General features: G+C 65.1%; 21 protein-coding genes. 9 read left to right on the top strand and 12 right to left on the bottom strand.

What is annotated here, in order from left to right; genetic code table 11:
- Nucleotides 1-97: 97 nt before the first annotated feature.
- Nucleotides 98-592, bottom strand: coding sequence for a hypothetical protein (locus tag ACQR1Y_RS03820; protein WP_434858377.1), 495 nt, complete (start codon nt 590-592; stop codon nt 98-100).
- A 472-nt stretch (nt 593-1,064) separates the two neighbouring features.
- Here ACQR1Y_RS03820 and ACQR1Y_RS03815 point away from each other — a divergent pair, with 472 nt between their 5' ends.
- From ACQR1Y_RS03815 to ACQR1Y_RS03795, 5 genes are all read left to right on the top strand, one after another.
- Nucleotides 1,065-1,298 (top strand): hypothetical protein, encoded by a 234-nt coding sequence (locus ACQR1Y_RS03815; protein ID WP_434875361.1) that lies wholly within the window; start codon nt 1,065-1,067, stop codon nt 1,296-1,298.
- Nucleotides 1,299-1,519: 221 nt separating this feature from the next.
- Nucleotides 1,520-2,395 carry a squalene synthase HpnC gene (gene hpnC / locus ACQR1Y_RS03810; protein ID WP_434875362.1) on the top strand — a complete coding sequence of 292 codons (876 nt, stop codon included), beginning with the start codon at nt 1,520-1,522 and terminating at the stop codon, nt 2,393-2,395.
- Nucleotides 2,392-3,231 (top strand): presqualene diphosphate synthase HpnD, encoded by an 840-nt coding sequence (gene hpnD, locus ACQR1Y_RS03805; RefSeq protein ID WP_434858380.1) that lies wholly within the window; start codon nt 2,392-2,394, stop codon nt 3,229-3,231. The genes hpnC and hpnD overlap by 4 nt, the downstream gene beginning before the upstream one ends.
- Entirely contained in the window at nt 3,231-4,472 is a 1,242-nt protein-coding gene (hpnE, locus tag ACQR1Y_RS03800; protein WP_434875363.1) for a hydroxysqualene dehydroxylase HpnE, read from the top strand. Before hpnD ends, hpnE begins: the two co-directional genes overlap by 1 nt.
- Nucleotides 4,473-5,073: 601 nt before the next feature.
- Nucleotides 5,074-5,838: a phosphorylase gene (locus ACQR1Y_RS03795; protein WP_434875364.1), complete on the top strand. Its 765-nt coding sequence runs from the start codon at nt 5,074-5,076 to the stop codon at nt 5,836-5,838.
- 266 nt (nt 5,839-6,104) lie between these two features.
- On the opposite strand, the gene hpnH is transcribed toward ACQR1Y_RS03795, so the two are convergent.
- Together hpnH and ispH are read right to left on the bottom strand one after the other, a co-directional pair.
- Nucleotides 6,105-7,253, bottom strand: a complete 1,149-nt coding sequence (gene hpnH, locus ACQR1Y_RS03790; RefSeq protein WP_434858383.1) for an adenosyl-hopene transferase HpnH — start codon at nt 7,251-7,253, stop codon at nt 6,105-6,107.
- Nucleotides 7,254-7,287: 34 nt separating this feature from the next.
- Nucleotides 7,288-8,214, bottom strand: a complete 927-nt coding sequence (gene ispH, locus ACQR1Y_RS03785) for a 4-hydroxy-3-methylbut-2-enyl diphosphate reductase (protein WP_434875365.1) — start codon at nt 8,212-8,214, stop codon at nt 7,288-7,290.
- A gap of 492 nt (nt 8,215-8,706) precedes the next feature.
- On the opposite strand from ispH, the gene ACQR1Y_RS03780 reads away from it, so the two are divergent.
- Nucleotides 8,707-11,295, top strand: coding sequence for an MMPL family transporter (locus ACQR1Y_RS03780; RefSeq protein WP_434858385.1), 2,589 nt, complete (start codon nt 8,707-8,709; stop codon nt 11,293-11,295).
- 83 nt (nt 11,296-11,378) lie between these two features.
- Here the strand turns inward: ACQR1Y_RS03780 and ACQR1Y_RS03775 are convergent, their stop codons facing one another.
- Nucleotides 11,379-11,999, bottom strand: a complete 621-nt coding sequence (locus ACQR1Y_RS03775) for a DUF2147 domain-containing protein (protein ID WP_434875366.1) — start codon at nt 11,997-11,999, stop codon at nt 11,379-11,381.
- A gap of 101 nt (nt 12,000-12,100) precedes the next feature.
- Here ACQR1Y_RS03775 and hpnO point away from each other — a divergent pair, with 101 nt between their 5' ends.
- Nucleotides 12,101-13,492 carry an aminobacteriohopanetriol synthase HpnO gene (gene hpnO, locus ACQR1Y_RS03770; RefSeq protein ID WP_434858387.1) on the top strand — a complete coding sequence of 464 codons (1,392 nt, stop codon included), beginning with the start codon at nt 12,101-12,103 and terminating at the stop codon, nt 13,490-13,492.
- A 367-nt stretch (nt 13,493-13,859) separates the two neighbouring features.
- On the opposite strand, the gene ACQR1Y_RS03765 is transcribed toward hpnO, so the two are convergent.
- The 4 genes from ACQR1Y_RS03765 to ACQR1Y_RS03750 form a co-directional block, all read right to left on the bottom strand.
- Nucleotides 13,860-14,642 (bottom strand): anti-sigma factor, encoded by a 783-nt coding sequence (locus tag ACQR1Y_RS03765; protein ID WP_434875367.1) that lies wholly within the window; start codon nt 14,640-14,642, stop codon nt 13,860-13,862.
- Nucleotides 14,639-15,193, bottom strand: coding sequence for a sigma-70 family RNA polymerase sigma factor (locus tag ACQR1Y_RS03760; RefSeq protein ID WP_434875368.1), 555 nt, complete (start codon nt 15,191-15,193; stop codon nt 14,639-14,641). Before ACQR1Y_RS03760 ends, ACQR1Y_RS03765 begins: the two co-directional genes overlap by 4 nt.
- Nucleotides 15,194-15,290: 97 nt before the next feature.
- Nucleotides 15,291-15,617 carry a cupredoxin domain-containing protein gene (locus tag ACQR1Y_RS03755; protein WP_434858390.1) on the bottom strand — a complete coding sequence of 109 codons (327 nt, stop codon included), beginning with the start codon at nt 15,615-15,617 and terminating at the stop codon, nt 15,291-15,293.
- 10 nt (nt 15,618-15,627) lie between these two features.
- Nucleotides 15,628-16,572 (bottom strand): metallophosphoesterase family protein, encoded by a 945-nt coding sequence (locus ACQR1Y_RS03750; protein WP_434875369.1) that lies wholly within the window; start codon nt 16,570-16,572, stop codon nt 15,628-15,630.
- A 217-nt stretch (nt 16,573-16,789) separates the two neighbouring features.
- Between ACQR1Y_RS03750 and ACQR1Y_RS03745 the strand changes: the two genes are divergently transcribed.
- On the top strand, nt 16,790-17,962 hold the full coding sequence (locus ACQR1Y_RS03745; RefSeq protein WP_434875370.1) for an acyltransferase family protein: 1,173 nt from the start codon (nt 16,790-16,792) through the stop codon (nt 17,960-17,962).
- A gap of 450 nt (nt 17,963-18,412) precedes the next feature.
- Here ACQR1Y_RS03745 and ACQR1Y_RS03740 read toward each other — a convergent pair whose 3' ends face one another.
- Nucleotides 18,413-20,032, bottom strand: a complete 1,620-nt coding sequence (locus ACQR1Y_RS03740; protein WP_434875371.1) for a GMC family oxidoreductase — start codon at nt 20,030-20,032, stop codon at nt 18,413-18,415.
- Nucleotides 20,033-20,219: 187 nt separating this feature from the next.
- On the opposite strand from ACQR1Y_RS03740, the gene ACQR1Y_RS03735 reads away from it, so the two are divergent.
- Nucleotides 20,220-21,389 (top strand): M20 aminoacylase family protein, encoded by a 1,170-nt coding sequence (locus tag ACQR1Y_RS03735; protein WP_434858394.1) that lies wholly within the window; start codon nt 20,220-20,222, stop codon nt 21,387-21,389.
- A 41-nt stretch (nt 21,390-21,430) separates the two neighbouring features.
- On the opposite strand, the gene ACQR1Y_RS03730 is transcribed toward ACQR1Y_RS03735, so the two are convergent.
- From ACQR1Y_RS03730 to ACQR1Y_RS03720, 3 genes are all read right to left on the bottom strand, one after another.
- Nucleotides 21,431-22,696, bottom strand: coding sequence for a TIGR02281 family clan AA aspartic protease (locus ACQR1Y_RS03730; RefSeq protein WP_434875372.1), 1,266 nt, complete (start codon nt 22,694-22,696; stop codon nt 21,431-21,433).
- A gap of 208 nt (nt 22,697-22,904) precedes the next feature.
- The gene (locus tag ACQR1Y_RS03725; protein WP_434875373.1) at nt 22,905-24,386 is read right to left on the bottom strand and encodes a UdgX family uracil-DNA binding protein; all 1,482 of its coding nucleotides are present in this window, start codon (nt 24,384-24,386) and stop codon (nt 22,905-22,907) included.
- A gap of 105 nt (nt 24,387-24,491) precedes the next feature.
- Nucleotides 24,492-25,730: a putative DNA modification/repair radical SAM protein gene (locus ACQR1Y_RS03720; protein WP_434875374.1), complete on the bottom strand. Its 1,239-nt coding sequence runs from the start codon at nt 25,728-25,730 to the stop codon at nt 24,492-24,494.
- Nucleotides 25,731-25,893 lie beyond the last annotated feature (163 nt).

The raw sequence follows: 25,893 nt of genomic DNA, 5'->3' as shown, positions 1-25,893 counted from the left end.
TCGAACTCCGCGCCTCGACGGGTGCGTAAGCCGACTAAAACAAAACGGCCCTGACATCGTCAGGGCCGTTTGCTTGTTCAGCTGCTGATGGACCCGATCAGGTCTTCGACATCGTGATGTTGACGCCGCGGATCTCGCCCTTCGAGGAGATCTGCACGACCTGCTTGTTGCCGCTGGTCTTCAAGGTGATGCTGGCGGCGAAGCCGGCGGCCTGGACGAACACGTCGATCTGGCCGTTGCCCGCAGTGCCCTGCAGTTCGCCATTCACGTTGCGGCTGGACTCGCTCCAGTTACCCGAAATGCGGTCACCCTGGCTGGTGACGTCGCTCGACAGATCGAACTTGTAGCTATCGCTGGCGCATTGCAGGCTCTGCTTGAGGTTCGCGCCGGCCACGCGGTAGCTGGCCTTGCAGCGGATGCGCTCGGTGGTGCCGTCGGACAGCGCGACCGTGCCGTTGCCGGACCACGAGCCGTCGAAGCCGGCGAACGGGCCCGACTGCGCGTGAACTGCGGTCGCCGCCACGAACAGGGCTGCTCCGAGACCGGCGGCCTTGACGACGCGCCCAGAGAAAGGTGAGCCGAACAGTTTCATATCGAGTTTCCCATCCAGAATGACACGGTGTGCCGGCTTAAGCAGCCGCTTCGAACACTTGGTGTTCTCGCCGAAGGTTAGGTTCAAATGACGGCCGGTCGGGCGCTGCGACCGGTCGCCATGATGCCCGTCGGCACCGTGCGACCGGCCGGCGCCGAATATCGTTGCTCGCGAACTGCTGCAAAACACAGCTTCCGCGGCGGCGCATCTAACGGTCCGCGCGGCATGTGTGCAACAGCCAAATACGAAAAAGCTGTTCCGAAAATAATGCCCTAGTATCAAAGCCTTGTTTATGCCAAAGCTGTGATGCCGAAGCCGGGCTGCTTCGGATCATAGGGCGTAAATTTGGCCGCATTTGGCAGCGTACCTCCGGCGCTGGGGGGCTTGCGGTCCTTGCCAAACCAAACAGGTGTTTCCCGGGCAGCAACGGCGATCCGGGAGGTCTCCTCTGCTGTCAAAATGAAGGAACACGATGCGTAAGATTGTCCTGGCACTTTCCCTGATGTCGCTCACCGTTTCCACCGCCGCCGTCGCGCAGGGCGGACGTGGCACCGCCGAAGAGCAGGCGGCCTGCACCCGTGACGTTCAGAAACATTGCCGCGCGGTGATCGATCAGGGCGACTTCACGATCCTGGCGTGCCTGAAGGAGAACCGCTCCAAGATCACCCCCGAATGCGACAAGGTGCTGAAGAGCCACAACCAGTAAGCGGGTGCCGTCCGGAAGCATGCTTCCGGACCATCTTGGTTAACGGCCGTCGGCCCGCCCGTCAGGGGCGGGCGGCGGCCGGACTGCATGGGCGGTCCGGCATCGATTGCATTGGTTTTGGCCGGATCTTGCCCTATATGGGGGCCAGCAATCCGTTCGCATGAGCGAAGCGGCGGGCCTTGTTTTCCGTAAGCCCCTTCAACCTGATAGCTGTTTCGTCGATGACCACCGCGAGCGATTTGCGATCCGGCAAGACACACCGGGACGAGAACTTTCCGGTTGCCTCCTGGATCATCCGTCCGGAGCATCGGGCGCTGATCCTCGCCTTCTACAATTTCGTGCGCACCGCCGACGACATCGCCGATCATCCGAGCCTGCCGGGTGACGATAAGCTGCGGCTGCTCGATCTGCTCGAGTCCGAGCTGACGGGAACAGGCGAGACCCAGGACGTCGCCGTCAGCCTGCGCCGGGCGCTTGCGACGCGCGGCATGTCTCCGCGCCACGCGCTTGATCTGCTGGTCGCCTTCCGCATGGATGTGACCAAGCTGCGCTACGAGAACTGGGACGAGGTCATCCACTACTGCCGCTATTCGGCGATGCCTGTCGGCCGCTTCATGCTCGACGTGCACGGCGAGGATGTGTCGACCTGGGCCGCCTCCGATGCGGTGTGTGCCGGGCTGCAGATCAACAACCACCTGCAGGATTGCGGCAAGGACTACAAGGCGCTGAACCGCGTCTATCTCCCGCGCGATGCACTCGCCGAGGCTGGCGCGACCGTCGAGATGCTGGGGGAGTCCAAGTCGTCGCCGCAACTGCTCGGCTGCCTGCAGAAGCTCGCGGTGCGCAACGCCGCGCTGCTGGAGGAGGGCAGGGACCTCAACAGCGGCGTCAAGGATTTCCGGTTCGGGCTCGAGATCGCGGTGATCCAGGCCTTCGCCGACCGCATCGTGGCGCTGCTCCAGGTGCGCGATCCCCTGAGCGAACGCGTGCATCTGACGCCGGCCGGCATGCTCGGCCTCACCTTCACCTCTGTGATGGGCGAGATCGGCCGCCGCGTCGCTGGCCGCCATCCCCAGACCAAATCGGCGGGCGCATGACCCTCGAAGCAACCGCAGAGACTATCGACCACGGTACGGCTGCCTCCGGCAGCTCGTTCTATGCCGCCATGCGCATCCTGCCGCGCGCCCAGCGCGATGCGATGTTCCAGGTCTACAGCTTCTGCCGCGAGGTCGACGATATCGCCGACTCCGATGGGCCGCGAGCCGAACGGCTGGCGGCGCTGCAGCAATGGCGCGACGACATCGACGCGCTGTACCAGGGCCACCCGCCGCCGCGGCTGCGCGACTACGTGACTTCGGTGAAGACCTTCGGGCTGAAGCGCGAGGATTTCCTCGCCATCATCGATGGCATGGAGATGGACGTGCCGGCGGAGATCCGCGCGCCGGATCTCGCCACGCTCGACCTGTATTGCGACCGCGTCGCCAGCGCGGTCGGCCGGCTCTCGGTGCGCATCTTCGGCATGCCCGAGGAGGACGGCATCCTGCTCGCCCATCATCTCGGCCGCGCGCTGCAACTCACCAACATCCTGCGCGACATCGACGAGGACGCGGCCATCGGCCGGCTCTATCTGCCGCGCGAGGCGCTGCTGTTCGCCGGCATCACCGGCGATGATCCCGCCAAGGTGACGCAGGAGCGCGCGCTGCCGAAGGTCTGCAACTCCGTGGCGGTCAGGGCCAAGACGCATTTCGAGAAGGCCGACGAGATCATGCGGCGCAATCGCCGCCGCGCGGTGCGCGCGCCGCGGATCATGTCGAAATACTACCGCGCCGTGTTCGACCTGCTGCTCGAACGCGGCTTCGCGCTGCCGCGCGAGCCCGTCCGCGTGAGCAAGCTCACGAAGATCGGCATCATCCTCCGTTACGCAATCATCTGATGCAGAAGACCGCTCACATCATCGGCGCCGGCGTGTCCGGCCTTTCCGCCGGCGTGCGGCTCGCCAATGCGGGCTACGTCGTCCATGTTCACGAGGCGACGCAGCAGCTCGGCGGCCGTTGCCGCTCCTATTATGACGCCGCGACCGATCTCGTGATCGACAACGGCAATCATCTGCTGCTGTCGGCCAATCACCACGTGCTCGATTATGCCCGGACGATCGGCTCCGAGGCGGGACTGGTCGGCCCCAAGGAGGCGCAGTTTGCCTTCGCCGACATCAAGACCGGCCAGCGCTGGCTGCTCGATCTCGGCAGCGGCCGGCTGCCGCTGTGGGTGTTCGACAAGAGTCGCCGCGTGCCGGATACCAAGCTCGGCGACTACCTGGCGCTGTCGCCGCTGATCTGGGCCGGCACCTCGAAGACGATCGGCACCACCATCCCCTGCAAGGGCACGCTGTACGACCGTCTGGTGCAGCCGCTGTTGCTGGCCGCGCTGAACTGCGATCCGCCGGAGGGCTCGGCCGGGCTCGCCGGCGCCATCGTCCGCGAGACCCTGTTGGCCGGCGGACAGGCGTGCCGTCCGCTGATCGCGCATGACGGTCTCTCGGGCGTGCTGATCGATCCGGCCGTGAAATTCCTGGAAGGAAAGGGCGGCAGCGTCCGCATCGGCCGCGAGCTTCGCGGGCTCGAAAGCACCGGCGGTCGCGTCACCGGTCTGAAATTCGGTGAGGAGACCGTTGCGCTCGGGCCGTCCGATGTCGTCGTGCTGGCGGTGCCGCCGCGCCCGGCGATGGGCCTCCTGCCGGGGCTGACCGGGCCGACGAAGTATCGCGCCATCGTCAATGCTCATTTCCGCATCACGCCGCCGAAGGATGCGCCGCCGCTGCTCGGCGTCGTCGGCGGCCTGATCGAGTGGTTGTTCGCGTTTCCGCAGCGGCTGTCGGTGACGATCAGCAATGGCGACCGCCTGGTCGACATGCCTCGCGAAGAACTTGCGGCAGCGATCTGGGCCGATGTCTGCAAGGCCGCCGGCATCTCCGCCGAACTGCCGCCATGGCAGATCGTCCGCGAGCGACGTGCGACCTTCGAAGCGACTCCGGAGCAGAACGCGCTGCGGCCGGGTGCGAAGACGGCGTTCAGCAATCTCGCGCTGGCGGGTGATTGGACGGACACCGGCTTGCCGGCGACGATCGAGGGCTCCGTGCGATCTGGTGATCGGGCAGCCGATCTGCTGCTGGGATAACGGCCGCCACGGCGCGGCTGCGCATTGTCGATGCAGCGCCGACCTTCGGATCTGCTGAGCAGGGCGCCACATCATCGGTGTCGTCCCGGCCTCCGAGCTGGGACCCATACGCCGCGGCGGTTGTGGTGAAAACACGCTGCCGGTCGAGCGGGCCCAACCAAGAGGTGTCACGGAGTATGGGTCCCGGATCGGCGCCCGCCAACGCTGCGCGTTGCCGGGCTTGTCCGGGACGACACCAGTTGTTTTGCGCGAGGCTCGGGCGATCCATTTGCTCACATCCGCCCCCCTCGATCCCGCCTCCTGGCGTGAGTCTCACATTTTCGTGGCTCGTTTCTTGCTTAAAGTTCCATGGCCGGTGACGCTTTGGCGATCCTGTTCCCGACTGGAACAAGCGCCAGCGGGACCAAATGGCAACACCGGGCAAAAAACGCTTCGCCTACGGGTGCAGTGCGGCGCAAACGGGGTTTCCTCGCGGAATTTTTCTGCGTAATCCTCGGTTTGTTAAGGTCTTTCCGCTCTGGCGCTGCTGCGGCTTAAGGCTTTGGAACAAGAGACGGAGACGTCGGATCGCGACGTCCGAGAAGGTGTCAGGGGTCGGATTGTGAAGTTGGGGATGGGGGACGATTCGTCCGCGGATCGCCCGATTGATCCGCGGCCGGTCTTGGTCGTGACGGGACTTGTGCAGGAGGCTCGCATCGCGGCCGGCCCTGGCATGATGGTCATCTGCAGCTCGAGCGATCCCAAGCAATTGCGCTCGCTGCTGACCGTGTTCGACCCGACTTCGATCCGTGGCGTCATCAGCTTCGGCGTGGCCGGCGGCCTCGATCCCAGCCTGAAGGCCGGCGATATCGTCGTCGCCACCGAAGTGACCGCAGGCGATGCCCGCTGGCTGTCAGGCCTGTCGCTGCGTGAAGAGCACATCGCCCGTGCCGCGCTGAAGAAGCGCCGCGTCGTGCGCGGCGTGCTCGCCGGCGCCGAAGAGGTGGTCGTGGCGCAGGCCCGCAAGGCCGCGCTGCGTATGAAGACCGGCGCAGCTGCCGTCGACATGGAGAGCCACATCGCGGCCGCCTATGCCGCCGAGTTCGGGCTGCCCTTCGCCGCGCTGCGCGTGATCTCCGATCCGGCCCACCGCACGCTGCCGTCGCTCGCGAAGGATGCGATCAAGCCGAACGGCGACATCGATCTGCCGATGATCCTGCGCGGCGTCGCGCGCAATCCGACCGTGCTGGGCGGCCTCGTGTCGACCGGCATCGAGTTCAACCGCGCCTTGCGCTCGCTGCGCGGCGCCCGCGACCTGCTGCTGAGCGGCCTGCTGGCAGCGGAGCATTTCCTCGAGACCGAGACGCTGGCGGCCGCAGAGGCGTGAGGCAGCGCCTCACGAGCGCTCGCCTAATGAGTTAGAGCCGAGGTTCTCCACTTATTCAGCTTGCTCCGTCATTGCGAGCGCAGCGAAGCAATCCAGGGTGGTGTGCGGGACTCTGGATTGCTTCGCTACGCTCGCAATGACGCGTGGAGAGAGCTTCGCACACTCGCGAAGCCTGCGCCTGACTGAAGCCCTACGTATTCCAACATAACTGCAACAAAAAGGCCGCCGATTGCTCGGCGGCCTTTTTGCTGTTTGGTGATAGCGGATCAGGCCGCCGTCGAGGCCTTCTGCTGCGCTTCGATGGCCTCGTCCTTGCGGATCTCGGAGAGGCGCTTCTGGACCTCGGAGGAGAACACGTACTGCGCCGGGCGCTGCTTGGAGAGGTCGATCTCCGGCGCCATCGGGCCCTCGGTGCGGATACCGCGCAGCGACACGGCCATGGCCTTGATGGGGTTGCTCAGCGCCGCGTTGGCCGCGGTGGCCTCGTAGCCGCAATGCGCCATGCAGTCGGCGCACTTCTCGTACTTGCCGGTGCCGTAGGAATCCCAGTCGGTGGTCTCCATCAGCTCCTTGAAGGTCTTGGTGTAGCCTTCGCCGAGCAGATAGCAGGGCTTCTGCCAGCCGAAGATATTGCGCGCGGGCATGCCCCAGGGCGTGCACTCGAACTCCTGGTTGCCGGCGAGGAAGTCGAGGAACAGGCCGGAATGCATGAAGTTCCACTTCTTGCCCTTGCCGAGCTTGAAGACGTCGCGGAAGAGCTGCTTGGTCTTGGTGCGGTTCAGGAAGTGCTCCTGGTCCGGCGCGCGCTCATAGGCATAGCCAGGCGACATGGTGACGCCGACGCCGAGCTCGGTGGTGAAGTCGAGGAACTTCGCGATCTCCTCCGCCGGGTGACCGTCGAACACGGTGGCGTTGACGTTCACCGTGAAGCCGCGGGCCTTGGCGGCCTTGATCGCCGAGACGGCGCGATCGAACACGCCCTTCTGCGACACCGCCTTGTCGTGATGCTCGCGCAGGCCGTCGAGATGCACCGAGAAGAACAGATAGGGCGACGGCTCGAACAGATCGAGCTTCTTCTCCAAGAGCAGCGCGTTGGTGCAGAGCGAGACGAACTTCTTGCGCTCGACTAGGCCGCGCACGATCTCGCCGATCTCCTTGTGGATCAGCGGCTCGCCGCCGGGGATCGCCACCATCGGCGCGCCGCACTCGTCGGCGGCGTCCCAGCACTCCTGCGCGCTCATGCGGCGGTTGAGGATCGCGTCGGGATAATCGATCTTGCCGCAGCCGGCGCAGGCCAGGTTGCAGCGGAACAGCGGCTCCAGCATCAGAACGAGGGGATAGCGTTTGCGGCCGAGAAGCTTCTGCTTCATCAGATAGGCCCCGATACGCAGTTCCTTATGGAAGGGGATTGCCATTACGTCTCTTCTTTCTGGACCAAACGAGGACCGATCAGCCCGCGACCAATTCGGCCGGCAGGCGGAATTCGATGTTTTCTTCCCGCCCCGGGACCACCGCGACCTCGACCGGTCCGATGCGCCGCAGGGCCGCGATTACGTCGTCGACAAGCACTTCGGGAGCCGAGGCGCCGGCAGTGATGCCGACGGCCTTGGCTCCTGTCAGCCAATCCGGATTGAGCCCGCTGCCATCAGCGATCAGATAGCTGTCGACGCCGGCCTCGGTGCCGATCTCGCGCAGTCTGTTCGAGTTGGAGCTGTTGGCGGCGCCCACCACCAGGATTACGTCCACCAGCTTGCTTAAGTCCCTTACCGCAGATTGCCGGTTTTGTGTCGCATAGCAGATATCCCGGATATCGGGACCTTGAAGGTCTGTAAAGCGGGCCTGGAGGGCCGAAATGATGTCCCTGGTGTCGTCCACGCTCAAGGTGGTCTGGGTAATATAGGCCATCGGGGTGTCCACGGGCAGGGGCAGGGCAGCAACCTCCGAAACGTTCTGGACGAGGTAAACGGGGCCTGGAACCTGGCCCATGGTTCCCTCGACCTCCGGGTGGCCGGCATGGCCGATCAGCACCAGGGTACGCCCCCTGGACGTGTAGCGCTTGCCCTGGTTGTGGACCTTGGTGACGAGCGGGCAGGTGGCATTGAGCACCGGCAGGCCGCGGGAGGCGGCTTCCTCCTCGACCGAGCGGGCCACGCCGTGGGCACTGAAGACGGTCACGGCGCGCGGGGGGACCTCCGACAGATCCTCGACGAACACAGCGCCCTTGGCCTTCAGGCTCTCCACGACGTGCTTGTTGTGCACGATCTCATGGCGCACATAGACCGGAGGGCCGTACTTCTCCAGCGCGCGCTCGACGATCTCGATCGCACGCACGACGCCAGCACAAAAACCGCGCGGTTGCGCGAGATACACCTGCATTGGACGACCGTCAGCCACACTGCCTCACTTTCGACCCGCCACTTCCGTGCCTGCGATGAGGTTGCAACATCCGGACCAAGCGGATGCCTCATTTGCTCGCCGAGAGGCACTGGAAGCGCAGGGCTTTGTGTCAAAAATCGAGCAAATAGGAAAGCCGGTCTGCAAGTCGCTCGCATGTGATCGCCGGCACACAGCGCCGCAGGGCAGTGGGGTAATTCAGTAATGATAAATTAATTCAGTCAAATGAGTGACTTATACTCTCACTCGTTCGTCACTTTACCGCCGAGAACAGGCGCTATATCAGCCGCCCCGACGGTTCCGTGCATCGTGTCGACCTGATCCGCCGTCCAGGGACCATCCTCGTCTTCCAAGGTTGGGCCAAGCCGGGTCGGGGCTCGCTTCCGGACATGCTCCGAGGCTGGCTCCGATCTGGGAACTCCGCCATGCAGCGGACGTTTCCGCCCAGCGCTTTAAACATTAGAAAGTCACGAAGTGCTGACCAAGATTGTCGTGTCCATCGTCAAGGCCTGCACCCGGTTTGCGTGGCCGACGTTGATTGCGGGCCTCCTCTTGTCGGTGGGCGCGGGCGTCTACACTGCTCGCCATTTTTCCATCAATACCGACATCAACAAGCTGATTTCTCCCGATCTCGACTGGCGCAAGCGCGACCAGCAATATGAGCAGGCGTTCGATCGCGACCGCATGATCCTGGGCGTGGTCGAGGCAGCGACGCCGGAGCTCACGGGCGTGGCGGCCGACGCGCTGGCGAAGAAGCTCAAGAGTGATACCCAGAACTTCTCCTCGGTGGAGTTGCTGGGCGGCGGCGAGTTCTTTGCCAAGAACGGCCTGTTGTTTCTGCCGACCGAAGAGGTCCAGCAGCTCACCGGGCAGTTCGCCGCGGCTGCGCCGCTGGTGGAGATCATGGCGGGCGATCCTTCGATCCGCGGCCTGACCGGCGCGCTGGAGACCGGCCTTGCCGGCGTCAAGCGCGGCCAGGTCCAGCTCGACAACACCGCGCGCCCGTTCGACTACATCTCGCAGACCGTCGAGACGGTGCTCGACAAGGGCGATGCGACCTTCTCCTGGCGGCAGCTCATCTCGGACAAGCCGCTCACCGACAGCGACAAGCGCGCCTTCATCCAATTCAAGCCGATCCTCGACTATCAGGCGCTGGAGCCCGGCAAGGCGGCGACCGATGCGATCCGCCAGGCGGCCGCCGAGCTCGATTTCCCGAACCGCTTCCACGCCCGGGTCCGGCTGACCGGACCGGTGCCGATCGCGAACGAGGAATACGCCACCGTGCAGGAGGGGGCCGTCGTCAACGGCATCGGCACCGTCGTCGTGGTGCTGGTTATCCTGTGGCTGGCGCTGCATTCGGCCAAGATCATCTCGGCCGTGTTCATCAATCTCTTTATCGGCCTTGCCATCACCACGGCGGTTGGCCTGATGATGGTCGGATCGCTCAACCTGCTGTCGGTCGCCTTCGCCGTGCTGTTCATCGGCCTCGGCGTCGACTTCGGCATTCAGTTCAGCGTGCGTTACCGCTCCGAGCGCTTCAAGAACGATAACCTGGCGGAGGCCCTTGCCGAGGCCGCGCACCGCTCGGCGGTGCCGCTGTCGCTCGCGGCGATGGCAACGGCTGCCGGTTTCCTGTGCTTCCTGCCGACCGACTACAAGGGCATCTCCGAGCTCGGCGCCATCGCCGGCGCCGGCATGATGATCGCGTTCCTGTCCTCGATCACGGTGCTGCCGGCGCTGCTCAAGATCCTCAACCCGCCGGGCGAAAAGGAGCCCGTCGGCTACGCCTTCCTGGCGCCGGTCGATCACTTCCTGGAGACGCATCGCAAGCCGATCATCATCGGTACGCTGGGCCTCGTCATCGCCGGCCTGCCGCTGCTCTACTACATGAAGTTCGACTTCAACCCGATGAACCTGCGCAATCCGCACGCGGAGTCGATCGCGACCTATCTCGATCTGCGCAAGGACCCGAATACCGGGGCCAACGCCATCGACGTGCTGACCCGTTCGGAGACGGAGGCCAAGGCGATCGAGGCCAAGCTCGAGAAGCTGCCGGAAGTCGCGCGCGTGATGTCACTCGACAGCTTCGTGCCGGAGGACCAGCCGGCCAAGCTGAAATTCATCGCGCAGGGCGCGAAGGTGCTGGGACCCGCCCTCAATCCGGACCAGATCGACGCCGCGCCGACCGACAAGGAGAACGTCGACGCGCTCAACTCGACGGTCGACAACCTCCGGCGCACCGCCGGCGACGGCAAGGGGCCGGGCGCCGTCGCCTCGCGCCGTCTCGCCGATGCGCTGGCCAAGCTCGCCGGGGCCAGCGAAGCGGTTCGCAACAAGGCGCAGGCCGTGTTCGTGGATCCCTGGAAGATCACGCTGGAGCAGCTCGGAGCCGCGCTGCAGGCGCAGCCGGTCACGCTCGCCAACCTGCCGCCGGAGCTGGTCTCGCAGTGGAAGAGCAAGGATGGCCTGATTCGGGTCGAGGCGCAGCCGAAGGGCGATCCCAACGACAACGACAATCTCCGGCGGTTCGCCAATGCCGTGCTCACGGCCGAGCCGAACGCGATCGGCGGTCCGGTGTCGATCCTGAAGTCGGGTGACACGATCGTGAAGGCGTTCATCCACGCCGGCATCTACTCGCTGGTGGTCATCAGCCTACTGCTGTGGGTGACGCTGCGCCGGTTCTCCGACGTGTTGATGACGCTGGTGCCTCTCCTGGTTGCCGGCGCTGTCACGCTCGAAATCTGCGTGCTGATCAAGCTGCCGCTGAACTTCGCCAACATCGTCGCGCTGCCATTGCTGCTCGGCATCGGTGTGGCGTTCAAGATCTACTACGTGGTGGCGTGGCGCGGCGGCCGCACCAACTTGCTGCAGACCAGCCTTACCCGGGCGATCTTCTTCAGCGCGCTGACCACGGCGACCGCGTTCGGCAGCCTGTGGCTGTCGAGCCACCCGGGCACGTCCAGCATGGGCAAGCTGCTGGCACTGTCGCTGGTGACGACTCTCGCCGCGGTGCTGCTGTTCCAGCCGGCCCTGATGGGCAAGCCCCGCGAGGTCCATGAATAGGTCCAAGGTTCGAACCAAGATATGGACAACGAAAAAGCGGCCGATCGCTCGGCCGCTTTTTTTTATTTCAGGGTTGAGATTCGTCAGCGCGGTCGCGCCACCTCCGGAAGCAGGCAGATGTCGCCCACCTGGTCGGCGGGCTTCGCGCCCGGCTTGGCCGATGCGGTGGCAGCGTTGGCGGTCCCGGTCGTCGTCTTGGGCGCCGGCGCAGGGGTGATTGGTTTCTGTGTACCTTTCGCCATGCTGTTTACGGGGCTCGACGGGATCGGCGGCCCGACGCGCGTCCAGGTCTCGCCGCCGCACAGGAACCCGAGCACGCAGCCCTGGATCTCCAGGTGATCCGGATCCGTCGGCGTGATCGTCGAGGCGTACAGCTTGCCGTCCTTGGCGTTGTAGACTTGGCCTTCCCAGGCCTCCGCGCCGGGCTTCTTCTTCATGTCGATCAGGATCGGCATGCCCAATGTCGGCCGGCTTTGCCGGGCCGGGTCGGGGTTGTTCACGTCACGGCCGCCCGGGGTCTTCTCCCAGGCCACCACGCCCCACATGCTGCCATTACATTGTGCGACTCGGATGTTCGCGACCCCATCGGCGACCTTCCAGTCACCGGTCGGATCGGCAGCGCTTGCAGAAGAAATTCCTGCTGCGAGCAACACTGCAGAGTATGCTATCCTCGTCGACATGAGATATCTAAGGCGATGCAACATTGGCAGAAACCCGTGCTTGCTTTGATGGTGCGAATGAGGGCAAAACGCCGCATTGCGCGTTTTCAGTTGACGTCACGTCCATCAACCGAAGTATGTAGCCGATGCTAAAACCCAATCTAGACGTTTCCGAGATGTTTGTGGAGCGCCAAGCGCAGCGCAGCACGATGCACTCTCGGCATCTGAACGAGCAATTGGTCCGCGTTCTCAAGACGATTGGATATGATGTCGGGTTCCAAAAGGGACAAGGGCAATATCTCTACGATCGTGATGATGCGAAGTATCTTGATCTGCTCAGCGGTTTTGGCGTCTTTGCAATCGGCCGCAACCATCCGACGCTGCGCGATGCGCTGAAGAGTGTCCTCGACAGCGATCTGCCGAACCTGGTTCAGCTCGACGTCTCCACATTGGCGGGCGTTTTGGCCGAGCGGCTCTTGGAATATGTCCCTTATCTGGACAAGGTGTTCTTCGCCAATTCCGGTGCCGAAACCGTCGAGGCCGCGATCAAATTCGCGCGTGGCGCGACGGGGCGGCCGGGCATCGTCTATTGCGGGCACTCCTATCACGGCTTGACCTACGGCGCGCTGTCGCTGACCGAGGATTCGAATTTCCGGACCGGTTTCGAGCCGCTGCTGCCGGGCTGCACGGCCGTGCCTTTCAACGATCTCGCTGCGCTCGAACAAGCACTGTCTTCACGAGAAATTGCGGCCTTCATCGTCGAGCCGATCCAGGGCAAGGGCGTGAACATGCCCTCCGACGAGTTCCTCCCTGGCGCCGCTGCACTCTGCAAGAAATACGGGACCATCTTCATCGCCGACGAAATCCAGACCGGCATGGGCCGCACCGGGCGGTTCCTCGCCGTGGAACACTGGAACGTCGAGCCCGACATGGTGCTGCTCTCGAAGGCGCTGTCGGGCGGTCATGTGCCGGTCGGCGCGCTGCTCACGCGCAAGGCCATCTTCGACAAGATCTTCAACCGCATGGACCGCGCCGTGGTGCACGGCTCGACCTTTGCCAAGAACGACCTCGCGATGGCCGCGGGCATCGCGACGCTCGAGGTCCTCAAGGCGGAGAAGCTGATCGAAGCGGCCGCCAAGCGCGGCGCCGAGTTGCGACTGGCTCTCACGCGGATGGTGCCGGGATACGAGCTGCTCAAGGAAGTGCGCGGCAAGGGCCTGATGATCGGCGTCGAGTTCGGTCCGCCGAAATCGCTTCGGTTGAAGGCGTCCTGGACCATGCTGGAGAGCGCCAACAAGGGCCTGTTCTGTCAGCTCATCACGGTGCCGCTGTTCAAGGATCACAAGATCCTGACCCAGGTCGCCGGTCACGGCCTGCACACCATCAAGCTGCTGCCGCCGCTGACCATCACCGAAGACGACTGCGCCTGGATCGAGCGCGCCTTCGACGACGTGATCGCCCAGAGCCACAAGGTCCCCGGCGCGATCTGGTCGCTCGGCAAGACCCTGGTCGACAACGCGATCCGCAAATCGGCTTAGAGCCGACGAGCCGCATAGTAGCGACCGGACAACGTCTCGTAGCGACACGCCGAACTGTCATCGCCCGGCTTGATGACCGGGCGATCCAGTACGCCGAGGCGGTTGTGATCAGCTCGAAGGGCCGCGGCGTACTGGATGCCCGCCTGCGCGGGCATGACAGCGGTGATGCGGCTGCGAAGGAGAGGCAAAGGCGGGGAGCCCCGTGCCCACCATCTGATTTCTCGTTCGTTCGCGGCGGGCACCCTTCGCTTTGCCCACCCTACGGTTTCAGATAAAATCTCCGTCATTGCGAGCGCAGCGAAGCAATCCAGGGCTGCGCAATGACTCTGGATTGCTTCGCTGCGCTCGCAATGACGAAGCGAGAGAGTCAGCTTCTCCCACCCATCGCACGCTCGAAGCGTTCGCCGAACTCGTTGAGCTCCTCGACATTGATGTCGCTCACCGCCCAGTAGCTCAGGCCGCGGTCGCGCCAGCTGCGGATGTTGAAGCCTTGCAGCGTATCCAGCTTTGCCGCGCGACTCTCGGTCGAGGACGTCTGCGCGACGAACAGATTGATCACGTGCTGGCGGCGGCGATAGACGACCGCGCCGATCGCGCGTGCATCGACGTAGTCGAGACGGCCGCCGACCAGCGTGAAGCCTTCCGCCGTCAGGTCGATCACCGGCGGGGCGACGTCGAGCTTGCCGTTGAACCACGGCTTCACCGTGTGCTGGTCGGTCGAGATCACATCGGTCAGGTGTCCGGCCTGCAGCGAGCGCAGATGCGCCGAGACGATCTCGGCCTCGATGCGCTGCTGGTCGTCGTTGCGCAGCACGATCGCGACGAGGCCGGTCGCGGCAAGCGCCGACACGGCCGACCCCATGGCGAAGCCCTTCAGCAAAGAGCGACGGCTTGGCGCGGCGACGAGAGGCGTCACGATCGGCGGCTGTACCGGTGGCAGCGCAGCTTCGATTCGCTCTCGCAGGGCGGCCGGTGCCTTGAAGCTCAGCTCGGTGCTGGCGAGCGCCTGCTTCATCTGCCTGATCGCAGCGAGTTCGGCGGTGCAACGCGGACAGCTCGCCAGATGGGTTTCGACCTCGCGCGCGTGGCCGGCATCGAGCTCGTTGTCGGCCAGTGCGTGGATCAGGATTTCGGCTTCATCGCAGGTCATGGCTTGGTTTCCTCCTGCGCGAGCCAGGCGGCGCGCAGCAACGCGCGGGCGCGGGCGAGGCGGGACATCACGGTGCCGACCGGCACGCCGGCGGTCTCGGCGATCTCGCGATAGGACAGATTGTTGATCTCGCGCAGCACGAAGGTCTCGCGAAACGGCTCGGCCAGCGTGGCGATCATCTGCTGAATTGCAGATGCGTCGCGCTCGCGCAGCAGCGCGCCCTCCGGCGTCTCGGCGCTCTCCTGCCAGATCGGCGCCTGCTCGGCCGCCTCGGGCGCGCCGTCGAGCGTCTTGACCGGCGCGACGGAGCGCCTGGCAAACTCGGCGTGGCAGACATTGCGCAGGATCGCGAACAGCCACGGCTTCATCGCCGGACCGCGATATCCATCGAAATGCTTCAACGCCCGCAGGTAACATTCCTGCACGGCGTCCTCGGCGTCCGCTGGATTGCGCAAGAGATAGCGCGCCAGCGTGTAGACGTCGTCGAGATAGGGCAGCGCCGCCTCGCGGAAGCGCCGGGCCCGCTCGGGATCGTCAGGCGATGGGGGCACCGGCATCCTTTCCGGTTCGGGGCGCGGCATCACGGCCGGAGCGTCGGCTTGCTGCCGGCCCGGTCGTGACACTGTTCTCATGCCCTGGTTCGTGACGCTACTCAACCTTGACCATCCCCGTCATGTGCGGATGCAGCGAGCAGAAGTACTTGTAGTCGCCACTCGACGCGAAGGTGAACGAGAAGCTGTCGTCGGTATCGAGCGTCTTCGACCGGTATTTGCCGGCCGACACCACCGTGTGCGGGATATCGTCATGATTGGTCCAGGTCACGGTGTCGCCGACCTTCACCTTCACCTCTGCCGGCGTGAAGGTGAAGTTGTCGATCGTGACCTTGATGGTTTCGGCGTGCAGCGGCGCGAGGCCGAGCACGGTGGCGGTGAGAGCGAGGCGAATGCTTCGCCCCAGCGATGCTGATACGGTCATGTCGTCGCCCTCAGCCTGCCAGCGGCGTGTCGATGATCGCAAGCCGCTCGTCACCGACCTTGAAGTCGATGCTGGCGATGCCGAGCAGGCTGCGCAGCCTGGCGTCCTCGACCTTCATCGGCCCGGGCGAGGGCGCGGTGCCCGGCGCCGGCTGCGGGAAGGCGGTCGAGCGCGCGGTGTGGAAGGTGACGTTGCCCTCGACCTTCTGCATCACCTGGTGGATGTGGCCGTTCAGCACCGTCACCGAGCCGAAGCCCTTGAGCATGTCGAGCGCCCGGCCGCCGTCCTCCGTGCCCCAGCCCCATTGCGGATACACCGTCCACAACGGGATATGCGCGAACACCACGACCGGCGCCGACTTGGAGCGACCCTTGAGATCCTGCTCCAGCCAGGCGAGCTGCTCGGCGCCGAGATTGCCGAGCCCGCCGGCCTTGAGATCGACGACGTTGACGAGCCCGATGAAGTGCACGCCACCAGCGTCGAACGAATACCAGCCGGCGCCGCGGGTGCCCTTGCCGTAGCGTTCCTTGTAGAGCTTGACGTCCTCGTCGAGGAAATCATGCTCGCCGGGGACGTAGTGCACGTCGAGCCGGGTCTGCGAGATGATGCGGTCGGCATCGTCGAACTCCGCCGCCTTCGACAAATGCGAGATGTCGCCGGTATGGATCATGAAGGCTGGCTTGTTCGGCATGGCCTTGATCCGGTTGACGGCTTCCTCCAGCGTCCTGATCGCGTTGGGATTGGCCGGCTTGTCGAAGCCGACATGGCTGTCGCTGATCTGCAGGAAGGTGAGGCCCTGCGTCCGCTGTTCGGCCGCTTGCGCGGCATCGAGCAGGCCCAGCGACCGCGGCACGCCGCCTGCAATCGTCCACAGCACGCCGGTCCCGGCCCAGGTCATGCATTCCAGGACCTTGCGGCGGCTGGCGCCTCGGTCATCGTGATTGTCGAAGCTCATGGTGCTCTCCCATCGCCCGCACGGGGCTGACAAGCGAGGAGAGCGGAGCAGGCGACGATTTATTCCCGGCGAATGCAGGTCTTTGCGAGATGACGCGTTCGTGATCATGCCTTTGATGGTACGCGGTTCGCATACTCAAGCATGATATCGGCCGGGCAGCGCATGGACTATACAACGGCCAGCGGCAGCGTAGCTGCTGATGTTGGATGCAAAGCCGATGCATGACCGCCTGACCCCGAATGTCCAACAGGCCGACATGGCCAGCGGCCGCATCATCCCGCTCGACCGCGCCCGAACCTTCATCACGCTGTCGGTCGTGCTGTATCACTCCGCCATCAACTACACTTATTTCGGCCAGGGCGGCGACCGCATGCACTGGCTCGGCTTCGATCTGGTCGCGCTGTTCAACGACAGCTACTTCATGTCGTGCATGTTCTTCCTCTCCGGCCTGTTCGTACCGGCGAGCCTGGAGAGGAGGGGCGCCGGAGACTATCTTGGCCGCCGCACGCTGCGGCTCGGCGTGCCCTACATCGTGTCGATCTTCGTGATCATGCCGATCGCCTACTACCGCTACTACGTGGCGGAGGATCAGTTCACGACGGTGTGGGAACGAATGATATCCACGGGCCCGTGGCCGTCGGGCTCGGCCTGGTTTCTCGGCGTCTTGCTGATCTTCGACCTGTTCGCTGCCCTTGCGTGGACTGTTGTGCCTCGGGCTATCCCAGTATTCGGTCGGTGGGCTGGCACGCTGCTGCGCTCTCCACTCACGGGTTTCCTGATCTTCCTGGCCATCGCCAACGCGGCCTATCTGCCGCCGCATCTCGGCTTCGGCGACGGGCTGTGGTTCATGCCCGGCCATTTCCCGTTGCCGCTGCAGGCGAGCCGATCGCTGCTCTATCCGGCCTTCTTCATCGCCGGCATCGCCATCGGCGCAGCGGGCCTGCGGACCGGCCCCTTGGCGCAGGACGGCGCGCTGGTGCAGCGCTGGGCCGTCTGGTTCGGTCTCTCATACGGCTGCTACGGCCTGATCCTGTTTCTCGCCTACGCCCACCACAATTGGATCGCCGATTTCGACTCGCCGCCGCTGTGGTGGCGGGCCGCCTACGGCAGCGCCGTGGCCAGCTTCTGCGCGTCGATGGCATTCGGCGTGCCGAGCTTCTTCCTGCGCTGGGTCAGGGCGCCATTGGGGCTGATGGACCGCATGCAGCCCTCGGCCTACGGCATCTATCTCCTGCACTTCCTGCCGCTGCTCTGGTTGCAATATCTGGTGTTCGATCCCGCGTGGCCCGCCGCGGTGAAGTTCGCCATCGTGCTGGTGGGGACGCTGATCGTGAGCTGGGGCGCGGCGGCGTTGTTGCGGCGAGTGCCGTTGGTGGCCAGGATCATCTGAAAAGACAGAGCTGGGTTGGAGCCCCTGGATTGCTTCGCTTCGCTCGCAATGACGATTGTGGGGGACACCGAGCGACACTTCGAACTCCGTCATCGCGAGCGTAGCGACGCGATCCAGGGGCCATGGACAGGACTCTTGGATGTGCCGACGTCTCGCCGCCGTGCCCACCATCTTGCTCTGGTGTCTGCCGCAAGACGGTCGGCACGCGCCGCCTTTCGGCGTCGCTTTGCCCACCCTTGTTTTCGCGGCATAAAGTGACGACAGGCAGATGACGGGCTGAGGGTTATTCCCGCTGTCCCGCATCGCGTCCGATGGTCGCGCGCTGTCAGAGAAGTGTCAGCTTAGGCCGTTAAACCTCCCGTCGGTTCGCGCGGCGTAAGCGTACAGCCCATCGTCAGCAGTTCGATCTCGCGTCATGCCGCCCGTGACAGGCGGGCGGCATGGAGATCGTCAGCGCCCATCCTCCAAAATCATCGACGCTGACTTCTCCGCGATCATCGCCGTCGGCGTGTTGGTGTTGCCTGACGTAATCGTCGGCATGATCGAGGCGTCGGCGATGCGCAGGCCGTCGAGGCCGCGGAAGCGCAGCCGTTCGTCGACCACCGCCATCGGATCGTCAGCGGTGCCCATCTTTGCGGTACCGACGGGATGAAAGATCGTGGTGCCAATGTCGCCCGCGGCCTTGGCGAGCGCGGCGTCGTCGTCGCCGACAGCGGGGCCGGGGAGATATTCCTCGGGCTTGTACGCCGCGAGCGCGCTCTGCTTCATCAGCCGCCGCGTGACGCGGATGGCGTCGGCGGCCACCTGGCGGTCGTCCTCGGTCGCCAGGTAGTTCGGGGCGATCGAGGGGGCCTCATCGATCTTCGCTGATCTGATGCGCACCGTGCCGCGCGAGGTCGGCCGCAGGTTGCAGGCGCTGACGGTGATCGCAGGGAAGCGGTGCAGGGGATCGCCGAATTTGTCGAGCGACAATGGCTGCACGTGGAACTGGATGTTGGCGCGATCGCGCCGGGGGTCGGAGCGCGTGAAGATGCCGAGCTGAGACGGCGCCATGGTCAGCGGGCCGCGGCGGCGGAGTGCGTAGTCGACCCCCATCAGGCCGCGCCTGACCAGCGAGTAGTAGGTCTCGTTCAGCGTCTTCACGCCGGATACCTTGTAGATCGCGCGCTGCTGCAGATGGTCCTGCAGGTTGCGCCCGACCCCGGGCTTGTCGATGACGACATCGATGCCGAGTTCGCCGAGCCAGTCCGCCGGCCCGATGCCCGAGCGCTGCAGCACCTGCACCGAGCCGATCGAGCCGGCGCTCAGGATCACCTCGCCCTTGGTGCGCGCCTCGATGGTCTCGCCGTTCTGCTGGAATCGGACTCCGACCGCGCGGCCGTTTTCGACGATCAGCCGCTCGACCAGGACGTTGGTCTCGAGCCGGAGGTTCTGCCGGTTCAGCGCCGGCTTGAGGAAGCCACGCGCGGACGACCAGCGCCGGCCGCGCTTCTGGTTGACGTGGAAATAGCTGATGCCTTCATTGTCGCCGGTATTGAAGTCCGGGATGCGGCGGATGCCCATCTGCTCGGCGGCGTCGCCGACCGCGTCCAGCACCGCCCAGGACAGCCGCGGCGCCTCGATCCGCCAGCCGCCACCCACGCCGTGGTGCTCGCTCTCGCCCAGAAAATGGTCCTCCAGCCGCCGGAACACCGGCAGCACGTCGGAATAGGACCAGCCGGACAGGCCGAGCTGGCGCCAATGGTCGTAATCGGCGGCCTGGCCGCGCATCGAGATCATGGCGTTGATCGCCGAGCAGCCGCCGATCACCTTGCCGCGGGGATAGGCAAGCGACCGCCCGTTCAGGCCCGGCTCGGCCTCGGTGCGAAACATCCAGTCGGAGCGGGGATTGCCGATCGCAAAGAGGTAGCCGACCGGAATATGGAACCAGATCCAGTTGTCGTTGCCGCCGGCCTCGAGAATCAGCACCCGCGTCCTGGGATCGGCCGACAACCGGTTGGCGAGGATGCAGCCGGCGGTGCCGGCGCCCACCACGATGTAGTCGTAATCCCCCGCGAGCTGGCGTCCCATCGGCATTCCCTTCCCAATCTTTAGGCCAGCTTTTAGTCAGCCGGCACGGCGGCGGACAAGCGCCACGTTCATGGCTGGTTGACCGAGCCATGAGACAGGCGCAGCCCAGATCCTGGCTAGATCTTGGGCGGTGCGACTTTTGCATGCTAGAACGGCTCAAATCCCTTCTGGAGTTACGAGATTTCCCATGCCCATCGTCAACCGCGTCGCCGATCTGCAGCCCGATATCCAGGCCTGGCGGCGGGATATCCATTCGCATCCCGAGCTGCTCTATGAGGTGCACCGGACCGCGGCCTTTGTGGCCGACCGGCTGCGCGAGTTCGGCTGCGACGAGGTGGTGACCGGGCTCGGCAAGACCGGCGTGGTCGGCGTCATCAAGGGCCGCAAGCCCGGCAATGGCGACGTGAAGGTGCTCGGCCTGCGCGCCGACATGGATGCGCTGCCGATCGAAGAGATCACCGGGCTGCCTTATGCCTCCAAGGTCCCGGGCATGATGCACGCCTGCGGCCATGACGGCCACACCGCGATGCTGCTCGGCGCCGCGCGTTATCTCGCCGAGACCCGCAACTTCGCCGGTGAGGTCGCCGTGATCTTCCAGCCGGCCGAGGAGGGCGGCGGCGGCGCCGATGCGATGATCAAGGATGGCCTGATCGAGCGCTTCAAGATCGACCAGGTCTACGGCATGCACAACGGCCCCGGCCTGCCGGTTGGCGCCTTCGCCATCCGCCAGGGGCCGCTGATGGCCTCCACCGATTCGGTCGACATCACCATCGAGGGCCATGGCGGCCACGCGGCCAAGCCGCACAACTGCATCGACTCGCTGATGGTCGGCGCGCAGCTCGTCACCGCATTGCAGCAGGTCGTCGCCCGCAACGTCGATCCGCTGGAAGCGGCGGTGCTGTCGATCTGCGAGTTCCACGCCGGCAATGCCCGCAACGTGATTCCGCACAGCGCGGTGCTGCGCGGCACCGTGCGCACGCTGACGCCGAAGGTGCGCGAACTGATGGAGAAGCGCGTGCGCGAGGTCGTCGCCGGCGTCGCCCAGATGACGGGCGCCAAGATCGACCTGGCCTATACCCGCGGCTATCCGGTGGTGGTCAATCACGCCGAGCAGACCGAGATCGCGATCCGCGCCGCCAAGGAAGTCGCGGGCGATGCCAATGTGCACGAGATGCCGCCGATGATGGGCGGCGAGGATTTTGCCTACATGCTCGAAGCCCGCCCCGGCGCCTTCATCTTCGTCGGCAACGGCGACAGCGCCGGCCTGCATCACCCCGCCTACAACTTCAACGACGAGGCGATCGTCTACGGCACCTCGTTCTTCATCAAGGTGGTCGAGAACACGCTGGCGGCGTGAGCTGCTGCTACGCGTTAAGCGTCGCTCGTCGTTGAGCGGCGCTACTCGTTCAGCGTCTTCGCCTTGAGCTGGATCTCGCGCTCCGAGATGACGACCGTGAAGCGGCTCAGGAACGACATGCCGAGCAGGCCGTCGACGCCATCGCCGATGCTCTTGCTGGCGATGATGGTGGGGACGCTGGAAGCCGAGACGCCGGCCAGCTTGACGCTGTCGACTGTCGCCAGATTGGCCGAGGTGGTGCCGTTGGCGGTCTGGATTTCGACCGGATCGGTCTTGAACATCTGCGGCTTGGCCTTGTCGGCGAAGCCGCGGGTGAGCATGACGAAGCTCGCGCCGGTGTCGATGATGAAGGTGCCGGTGACACCGTTGATCTGCACCTTGGCGGTGGAGACGCCGTTGGAGCGGCGGGGGATGCGCGCGGTGCCGGTCGCATAGGCCTGGCTGCAATTGCCCTTGACGGCCAGCGCGGCGATGCGGCGGAGCAGCGGCTGGGTCGAACGTTTTTCGCTGTCCAAGGCGATATAGGTCTGGATCGGGCCGATCGCCTCGCAGGGACGGTCGAGCTTCTCGTAGCTGTCGGACATGCTGGTGAAGACGTCCGACACGATCAGCTTCGCGTCCGGCATCAGGCTGATGAGCGTCGTATAGTCGTCGATCGACGCTGCATAGCGCTTCAGCGCCTGCTCGGACCGGGCGCGGATCACATAGGGCTTCTGCACCTCGGGGCGGCGCCCGATGACGTCGGAGCTCAGCCTGATCGCCTTCTCGTAGTCGCCGAGCAGATAATACAGCTCGCCGGCGCGCCCGCGCTCGGCGGTGCTTTCCGGGCAACTGTCGGAAAAGCCGTTCAAGAGGTCGGCGGCCGCCCGGGTCTCGCGGCGTTCCTCGAGGGCGACGGAGGCCTGGAAGACGGTCTGCTTGTCGCACGGCTCCTTCTGCAGCATCGCGAGCAGGCCATTGAGCTTGGCGCCGCTCTCGATGCCCGGAGGAAGCGGCGCCAGGCCATAGCGCTGATAGAGGCCGGTGAATCTGCTTTCCAGTTTGACGTCCGGCGCCGCCGCCGGCCGGTCGGGCTCGGCGACCGCGGAGGTGCGGAAGGTCTGGATGACCTGGTCGACAGGCGCAGCGAAGTCCGGCCGCAGCAGATACAGGCTGCCGCCGCCGATCGCTGCGGCCGTGATCAGCCCGAGAAAGATCCGCGGCAGCACGCTGCGCCGCTCGATGAATTCGGTCGTACGATGGTCGCCGGGCTTGAAGTCAGGGGTTGGCGTCGCTGTCCGGCTGTCCGCCGCTTGATCGTTCGTCATCGCCCAGTCTCGACCCCAACCTCATGCGCGACCATGGTCGCGCCATCCCCACACACCTGTGAATGCCGAACGCGGTTCCCGAGATCAAGCAGGACGAGAATGTCGCCCGGGCGCGCGGCGATCTCGATCAGCCCATGGTTGCATTGTCGAGGCGAGACGATGGAGGAAAATGGACCGAACGGCGGGCAGGGGGAGGCTGGGGCCGCCGTTACGCCGCCTGCGCGCGCTTGAGCGCAGCCGCGGCGATCTTCAAATCCTTGACGAACAGCTCGTACTCCCGCGCCTTGGCGTCCGCATCGGGCAGCCGGAGCAAATAGGACGGGTGCACCGTGATCATCGCCTGGGGGCCCTCAGCCAGGTCGACGATATGGCCCCGGTTCTTGGTGACCTGGGTGATCTTGCCGAACACCGCCTGCGCGGCGGTCGCGCCCATCGCGACCACCAGGGCCGGGCGGACGGCGGCGAGCTCGCGCTCGTACCAGGGACGGCAGGCCTTGATCTCCGGCGTGGCCGGCTTCTGGTGCAGCCGGATCTTGCCGCGCGGCACGAACTTGAAGTGCTTGACGGCATTGGTGACGTAAACCTTGGAGCGGTCGATGCCGGCCTCTTCCAGGGCGCGGTCGAGCATCTGGCCGGCCGGGCCGACGAAGGGATGGCCGGCGAGGTCCTCCTTGTCGCCGGGCTGTTCGCCGACCAGCATCAGTGGCGCATGCTCAGGGCCTTCGCCGAACACGGTCTGCGTGGCGTCCTTCCACAGCGGGCAGGCGCGGCAGGCGGCAGCCTCTTCACGCAAGGTCTGAAGATCGGTCGCCTCGACATCACGTGAGGTCTGAGCAGCAGGCGCGGGCGCTTTCGGCTTGCGGGTCATCGCGGTCTCCTCGACGCGTTTCTGCGGCTTGTGCGGTTCGGTGCCGGGCTCTGCGATCATCACGGAGGTGCGCCGGCTGGCTTCGGCGATCAGCGGCTGGATCAGCTTGGCCTCAGGCAGATTCTGCCAGTATTTCTTCGGCATCTCCTTTTCCATCGCCTTCACTTTCAGCCGTGCCGGATTGAAAATGCTGGCGTAATAGCGAAGCCACACCTCTTCGAGCCGGTCTTCGGTCGGCGCTTCAGCCTTGCTCACCCCCGGTGTGAACGACACCCGGCTGCCGTCCCAATGCGCGCAGATCTCCGGCGTCAGGATCGACCAGGGCATGTCGGCGAAGCGGCGGGCGAAGAACGGAGCGGCGCGTTCGACGATGTGGTGCTCGGGCTCGAACCAGGCGACATAGCGCGCCTCGCGCTCGCGGCCGACCTCGCGGAAGCGGACGAAGGCGTGCATCTTGTGGACGTCGCGGCGGACCGCGCGGGCGAGCGCATTGGCCTGGGCGACATCGGGATCGGTCGCGATGTCCATCAGGTCGTGGTTGGTGCGCAGACGCCACAGCAGCCGGTAGAGCAGGGCGAAGCGGTTGGGATCGCTGTGCAGGATCGCGCTCTCGGCCAGCTCCATGAAGCTCGCCGGCACCGAGAACGCGCCCTTCGGGACATCGGGGAGCCGTGTCTCCGACTGATCGTCGAACAGATCAGCCGCCGCGCCCTTCACCCGCCAGCTCACATCGGCCGCCCTGACGTCGTTCATCGCCAGCGCCCGCGCCGCCTTGCGCCAGCCATCGAAATCGGTGTCGCTGTCGAGTGTTACGACGTGCATCTGTCTCCTTACGTCATTGCGAGGAGCGGAGCGACGAAGCAATCCAGAGTCGTCGTGTCGCCCCTGGATTGCTTCGGGGCTTCGCCCCTCGCAATGACGACTTGGCTAAAATCCAAATCCCAGCTGCTGCGGTTTCGGCCGCAGCCGGGCCCTGAGGCTGGCGCCGTCCAGCAAGGACGGCGACGGCCGGTGGTCCGAGAGAACGATGAACGGCAGCGCCTTGTTCCTGACAACGTTGAGCTGGGCGAGATCCGCGAAGCGGATCGTCGTCGTGCGGCGCGTGGCGAGGATGCGCTGCACGGTGCGGGTGCCGAAGCCGGGCACGCGCAGCAGCTCCTCGCGGCTGGCGGTGTTGATGTCGAGCGGGAAGCGGTCGCGGTGGCGCAGCGCCCAGGCGAGCTTGGGGTCGATGTCGAGCGGCAGCATGCCTTCGCTTTCCTCGACGATCTCCTCCGCGTCGAAGCCGTAGAACCGCATCAGCCAGTCGGCCTGGTACAGCCGGTGCTCGCGCACGAGGGGCGGGGCCTGCAGTGGCAGCGCGCGGCTGGCATCGGGGATCGGGCTGAAGGCCGAGTAATACACGCGCTTGAGCTTGTAGGCGCCGTAGAGATTGGCCGAGGTCGACAGGATGGTCCGGTCGTTGGCGGCATCGGCGCCAACGATCATCTGCGTGCTCTGGCCGGCCGGCGCAAAGCGCGGCGGCCTCGCGCGGCGCACCGTCTTCTTGGCTTCCGCCGTCTCGTCGAGCTTGAGCCGCAGGCGGCCCATGGTGCGGCGGATCGCGCGCTGGTCCTTCTCCGGCGCGAGCCTGGTCAGGCTGTCCTCGAGCGGCGTCTCGATGTTGATGCTGAGCCGGTCGGCATATCTGCCGGCCTCCGCGATCAGCGCCTCGTCGGCCTCCGGAATCGTCTTGAGATGGATGTAGCCGCGGAAGCGATGCTCCTCGCGCAATTTGCGCGCGACTGAGACGACCTGCTCCATCGTGTAGTCGGGACTGCGGATGATGCCCGACGACAGGAACAGCCCCTCGATGTAGTTGCGGCGATAGAAGTCGATCGTGAGCTTCACTACCTCGTCGACCGTGAAGCGCGCGCGCGGCACATTGGAGGAGGCGCGGTTGACGCAATACAGGCAGTCGAAGTTGCAGGCATTGGTCAGCAAAATCTTGAGCAGCGAGATGCAGCGTCCGTCCGGCGCATAGGAGTGGCAGATGCCCATGCCCGGCGCGGTCGAGCCGAGCCCCTTGCCGTCACGGGAATCCCGCATCTCCGTACCGCTGGAGGCGCAGGACGCGTCGTACTTGGCGGCATCGGCCAGGATCTCGAGTTTACGCAGCAGCTCCATGCTTTTGAATCCCTTTGATTCCACTCGTTGAATCCGGACCGGGTCAATCCCGATTGACTCTCTCGGACGCGTTAGCTTTATATTAGAACGTATCATGAACAAAGAGGTTCGTCGCGGGTTCAACTGCCTGCATTCATTTTGAAGAACGGCAGCACTCGCACGA

The sequence above is a fragment of the Bradyrhizobium sp. HKCCYLRH3099 genome, from assembly GCF_051167855.1.
Lineage (GTDB): Bacteria > Pseudomonadota > Alphaproteobacteria > Rhizobiales > Xanthobacteraceae > Bradyrhizobium.
The sequence above is the reverse complement of the archived record's forward strand: the minus strand, read 5'-3'. Positions and strand labels throughout refer to the sequence as shown.

Excerpts from the sequence above, each read along its gene's own strand:
- ACQR1Y_RS03820 (WP_434858377.1), bottom strand. The coding sequence starts at position 592 with ATGAAACTGTTCGGCTCACCTTTCTCTGGGCGCGTCGTCAAGGCCGCC.
- ACQR1Y_RS03815 (WP_434875361.1), top strand. The coding sequence starts at position 1,065 with ATGCGTAAGATTGTCCTGGCACTTTCCCTGATGTCGCTCACCGTTTCC.
- hpnC (WP_434875362.1), top strand. The coding sequence starts at position 1,520 with ATGACCACCGCGAGCGATTTGCGATCCGGCAAGACACACCGGGACGAG.
- hpnD (WP_434858380.1), top strand. The coding sequence starts at position 2,392 with ATGACCCTCGAAGCAACCGCAGAGACTATCGACCACGGTACGGCTGCC.
- hpnE (WP_434875363.1), top strand. The coding sequence starts at position 3,231 with ATGCAGAAGACCGCTCACATCATCGGCGCCGGCGTGTCCGGCCTTTCC.
- hpnH (WP_434858383.1), bottom strand. The coding sequence starts at position 7,253 with ATGGCAATCCCCTTCCATAAGGAACTGCGTATCGGGGCCTATCTGATG.
- ispH (WP_434875365.1), bottom strand. The coding sequence starts at position 8,214 with ATGCAGGTGTATCTCGCGCAACCGCGCGGTTTTTGTGCTGGCGTCGTG.
- ACQR1Y_RS03775 (WP_434875366.1), bottom strand. The coding sequence starts at position 11,999 with ATGTTGCATCGCCTTAGATATCTCATGTCGACGAGGATAGCATACTCT.
- hpnO (WP_434858387.1), top strand. The coding sequence starts at position 12,101 with ATGCTAAAACCCAATCTAGACGTTTCCGAGATGTTTGTGGAGCGCCAA.
- ACQR1Y_RS03765 (WP_434875367.1), bottom strand. The coding sequence starts at position 14,642 with ATGACCTGCGATGAAGCCGAAATCCTGATCCACGCACTGGCCGACAAC.
- ACQR1Y_RS03755 (WP_434858390.1), bottom strand. The coding sequence starts at position 15,617 with ATGACCGTATCAGCATCGCTGGGGCGAAGCATTCGCCTCGCTCTCACC.
- ACQR1Y_RS03750 (WP_434875369.1), bottom strand. The coding sequence starts at position 16,572 with ATGAGCTTCGACAATCACGATGACCGAGGCGCCAGCCGCCGCAAGGTC.
- ACQR1Y_RS03745 (WP_434875370.1), top strand. The coding sequence starts at position 16,790 with ATGCATGACCGCCTGACCCCGAATGTCCAACAGGCCGACATGGCCAGC.
- ACQR1Y_RS03740 (WP_434875371.1), bottom strand. The coding sequence starts at position 20,032 with ATGGGACGCCAGCTCGCGGGGGATTACGACTACATCGTGGTGGGCGCC.
- ACQR1Y_RS03735 (WP_434858394.1), top strand. The coding sequence starts at position 20,220 with ATGCCCATCGTCAACCGCGTCGCCGATCTGCAGCCCGATATCCAGGCC.
- ACQR1Y_RS03730 (WP_434875372.1), bottom strand. The coding sequence starts at position 22,696 with ATGACGAACGATCAAGCGGCGGACAGCCGGACAGCGACGCCAACCCCT.
- ACQR1Y_RS03725 (WP_434875373.1), bottom strand. The coding sequence starts at position 24,386 with ATGCACGTCGTAACACTCGACAGCGACACCGATTTCGATGGCTGGCGC.
- ACQR1Y_RS03720 (WP_434875374.1), bottom strand. The coding sequence starts at position 25,730 with ATGGAGCTGCTGCGTAAACTCGAGATCCTGGCCGATGCCGCCAAGTAC.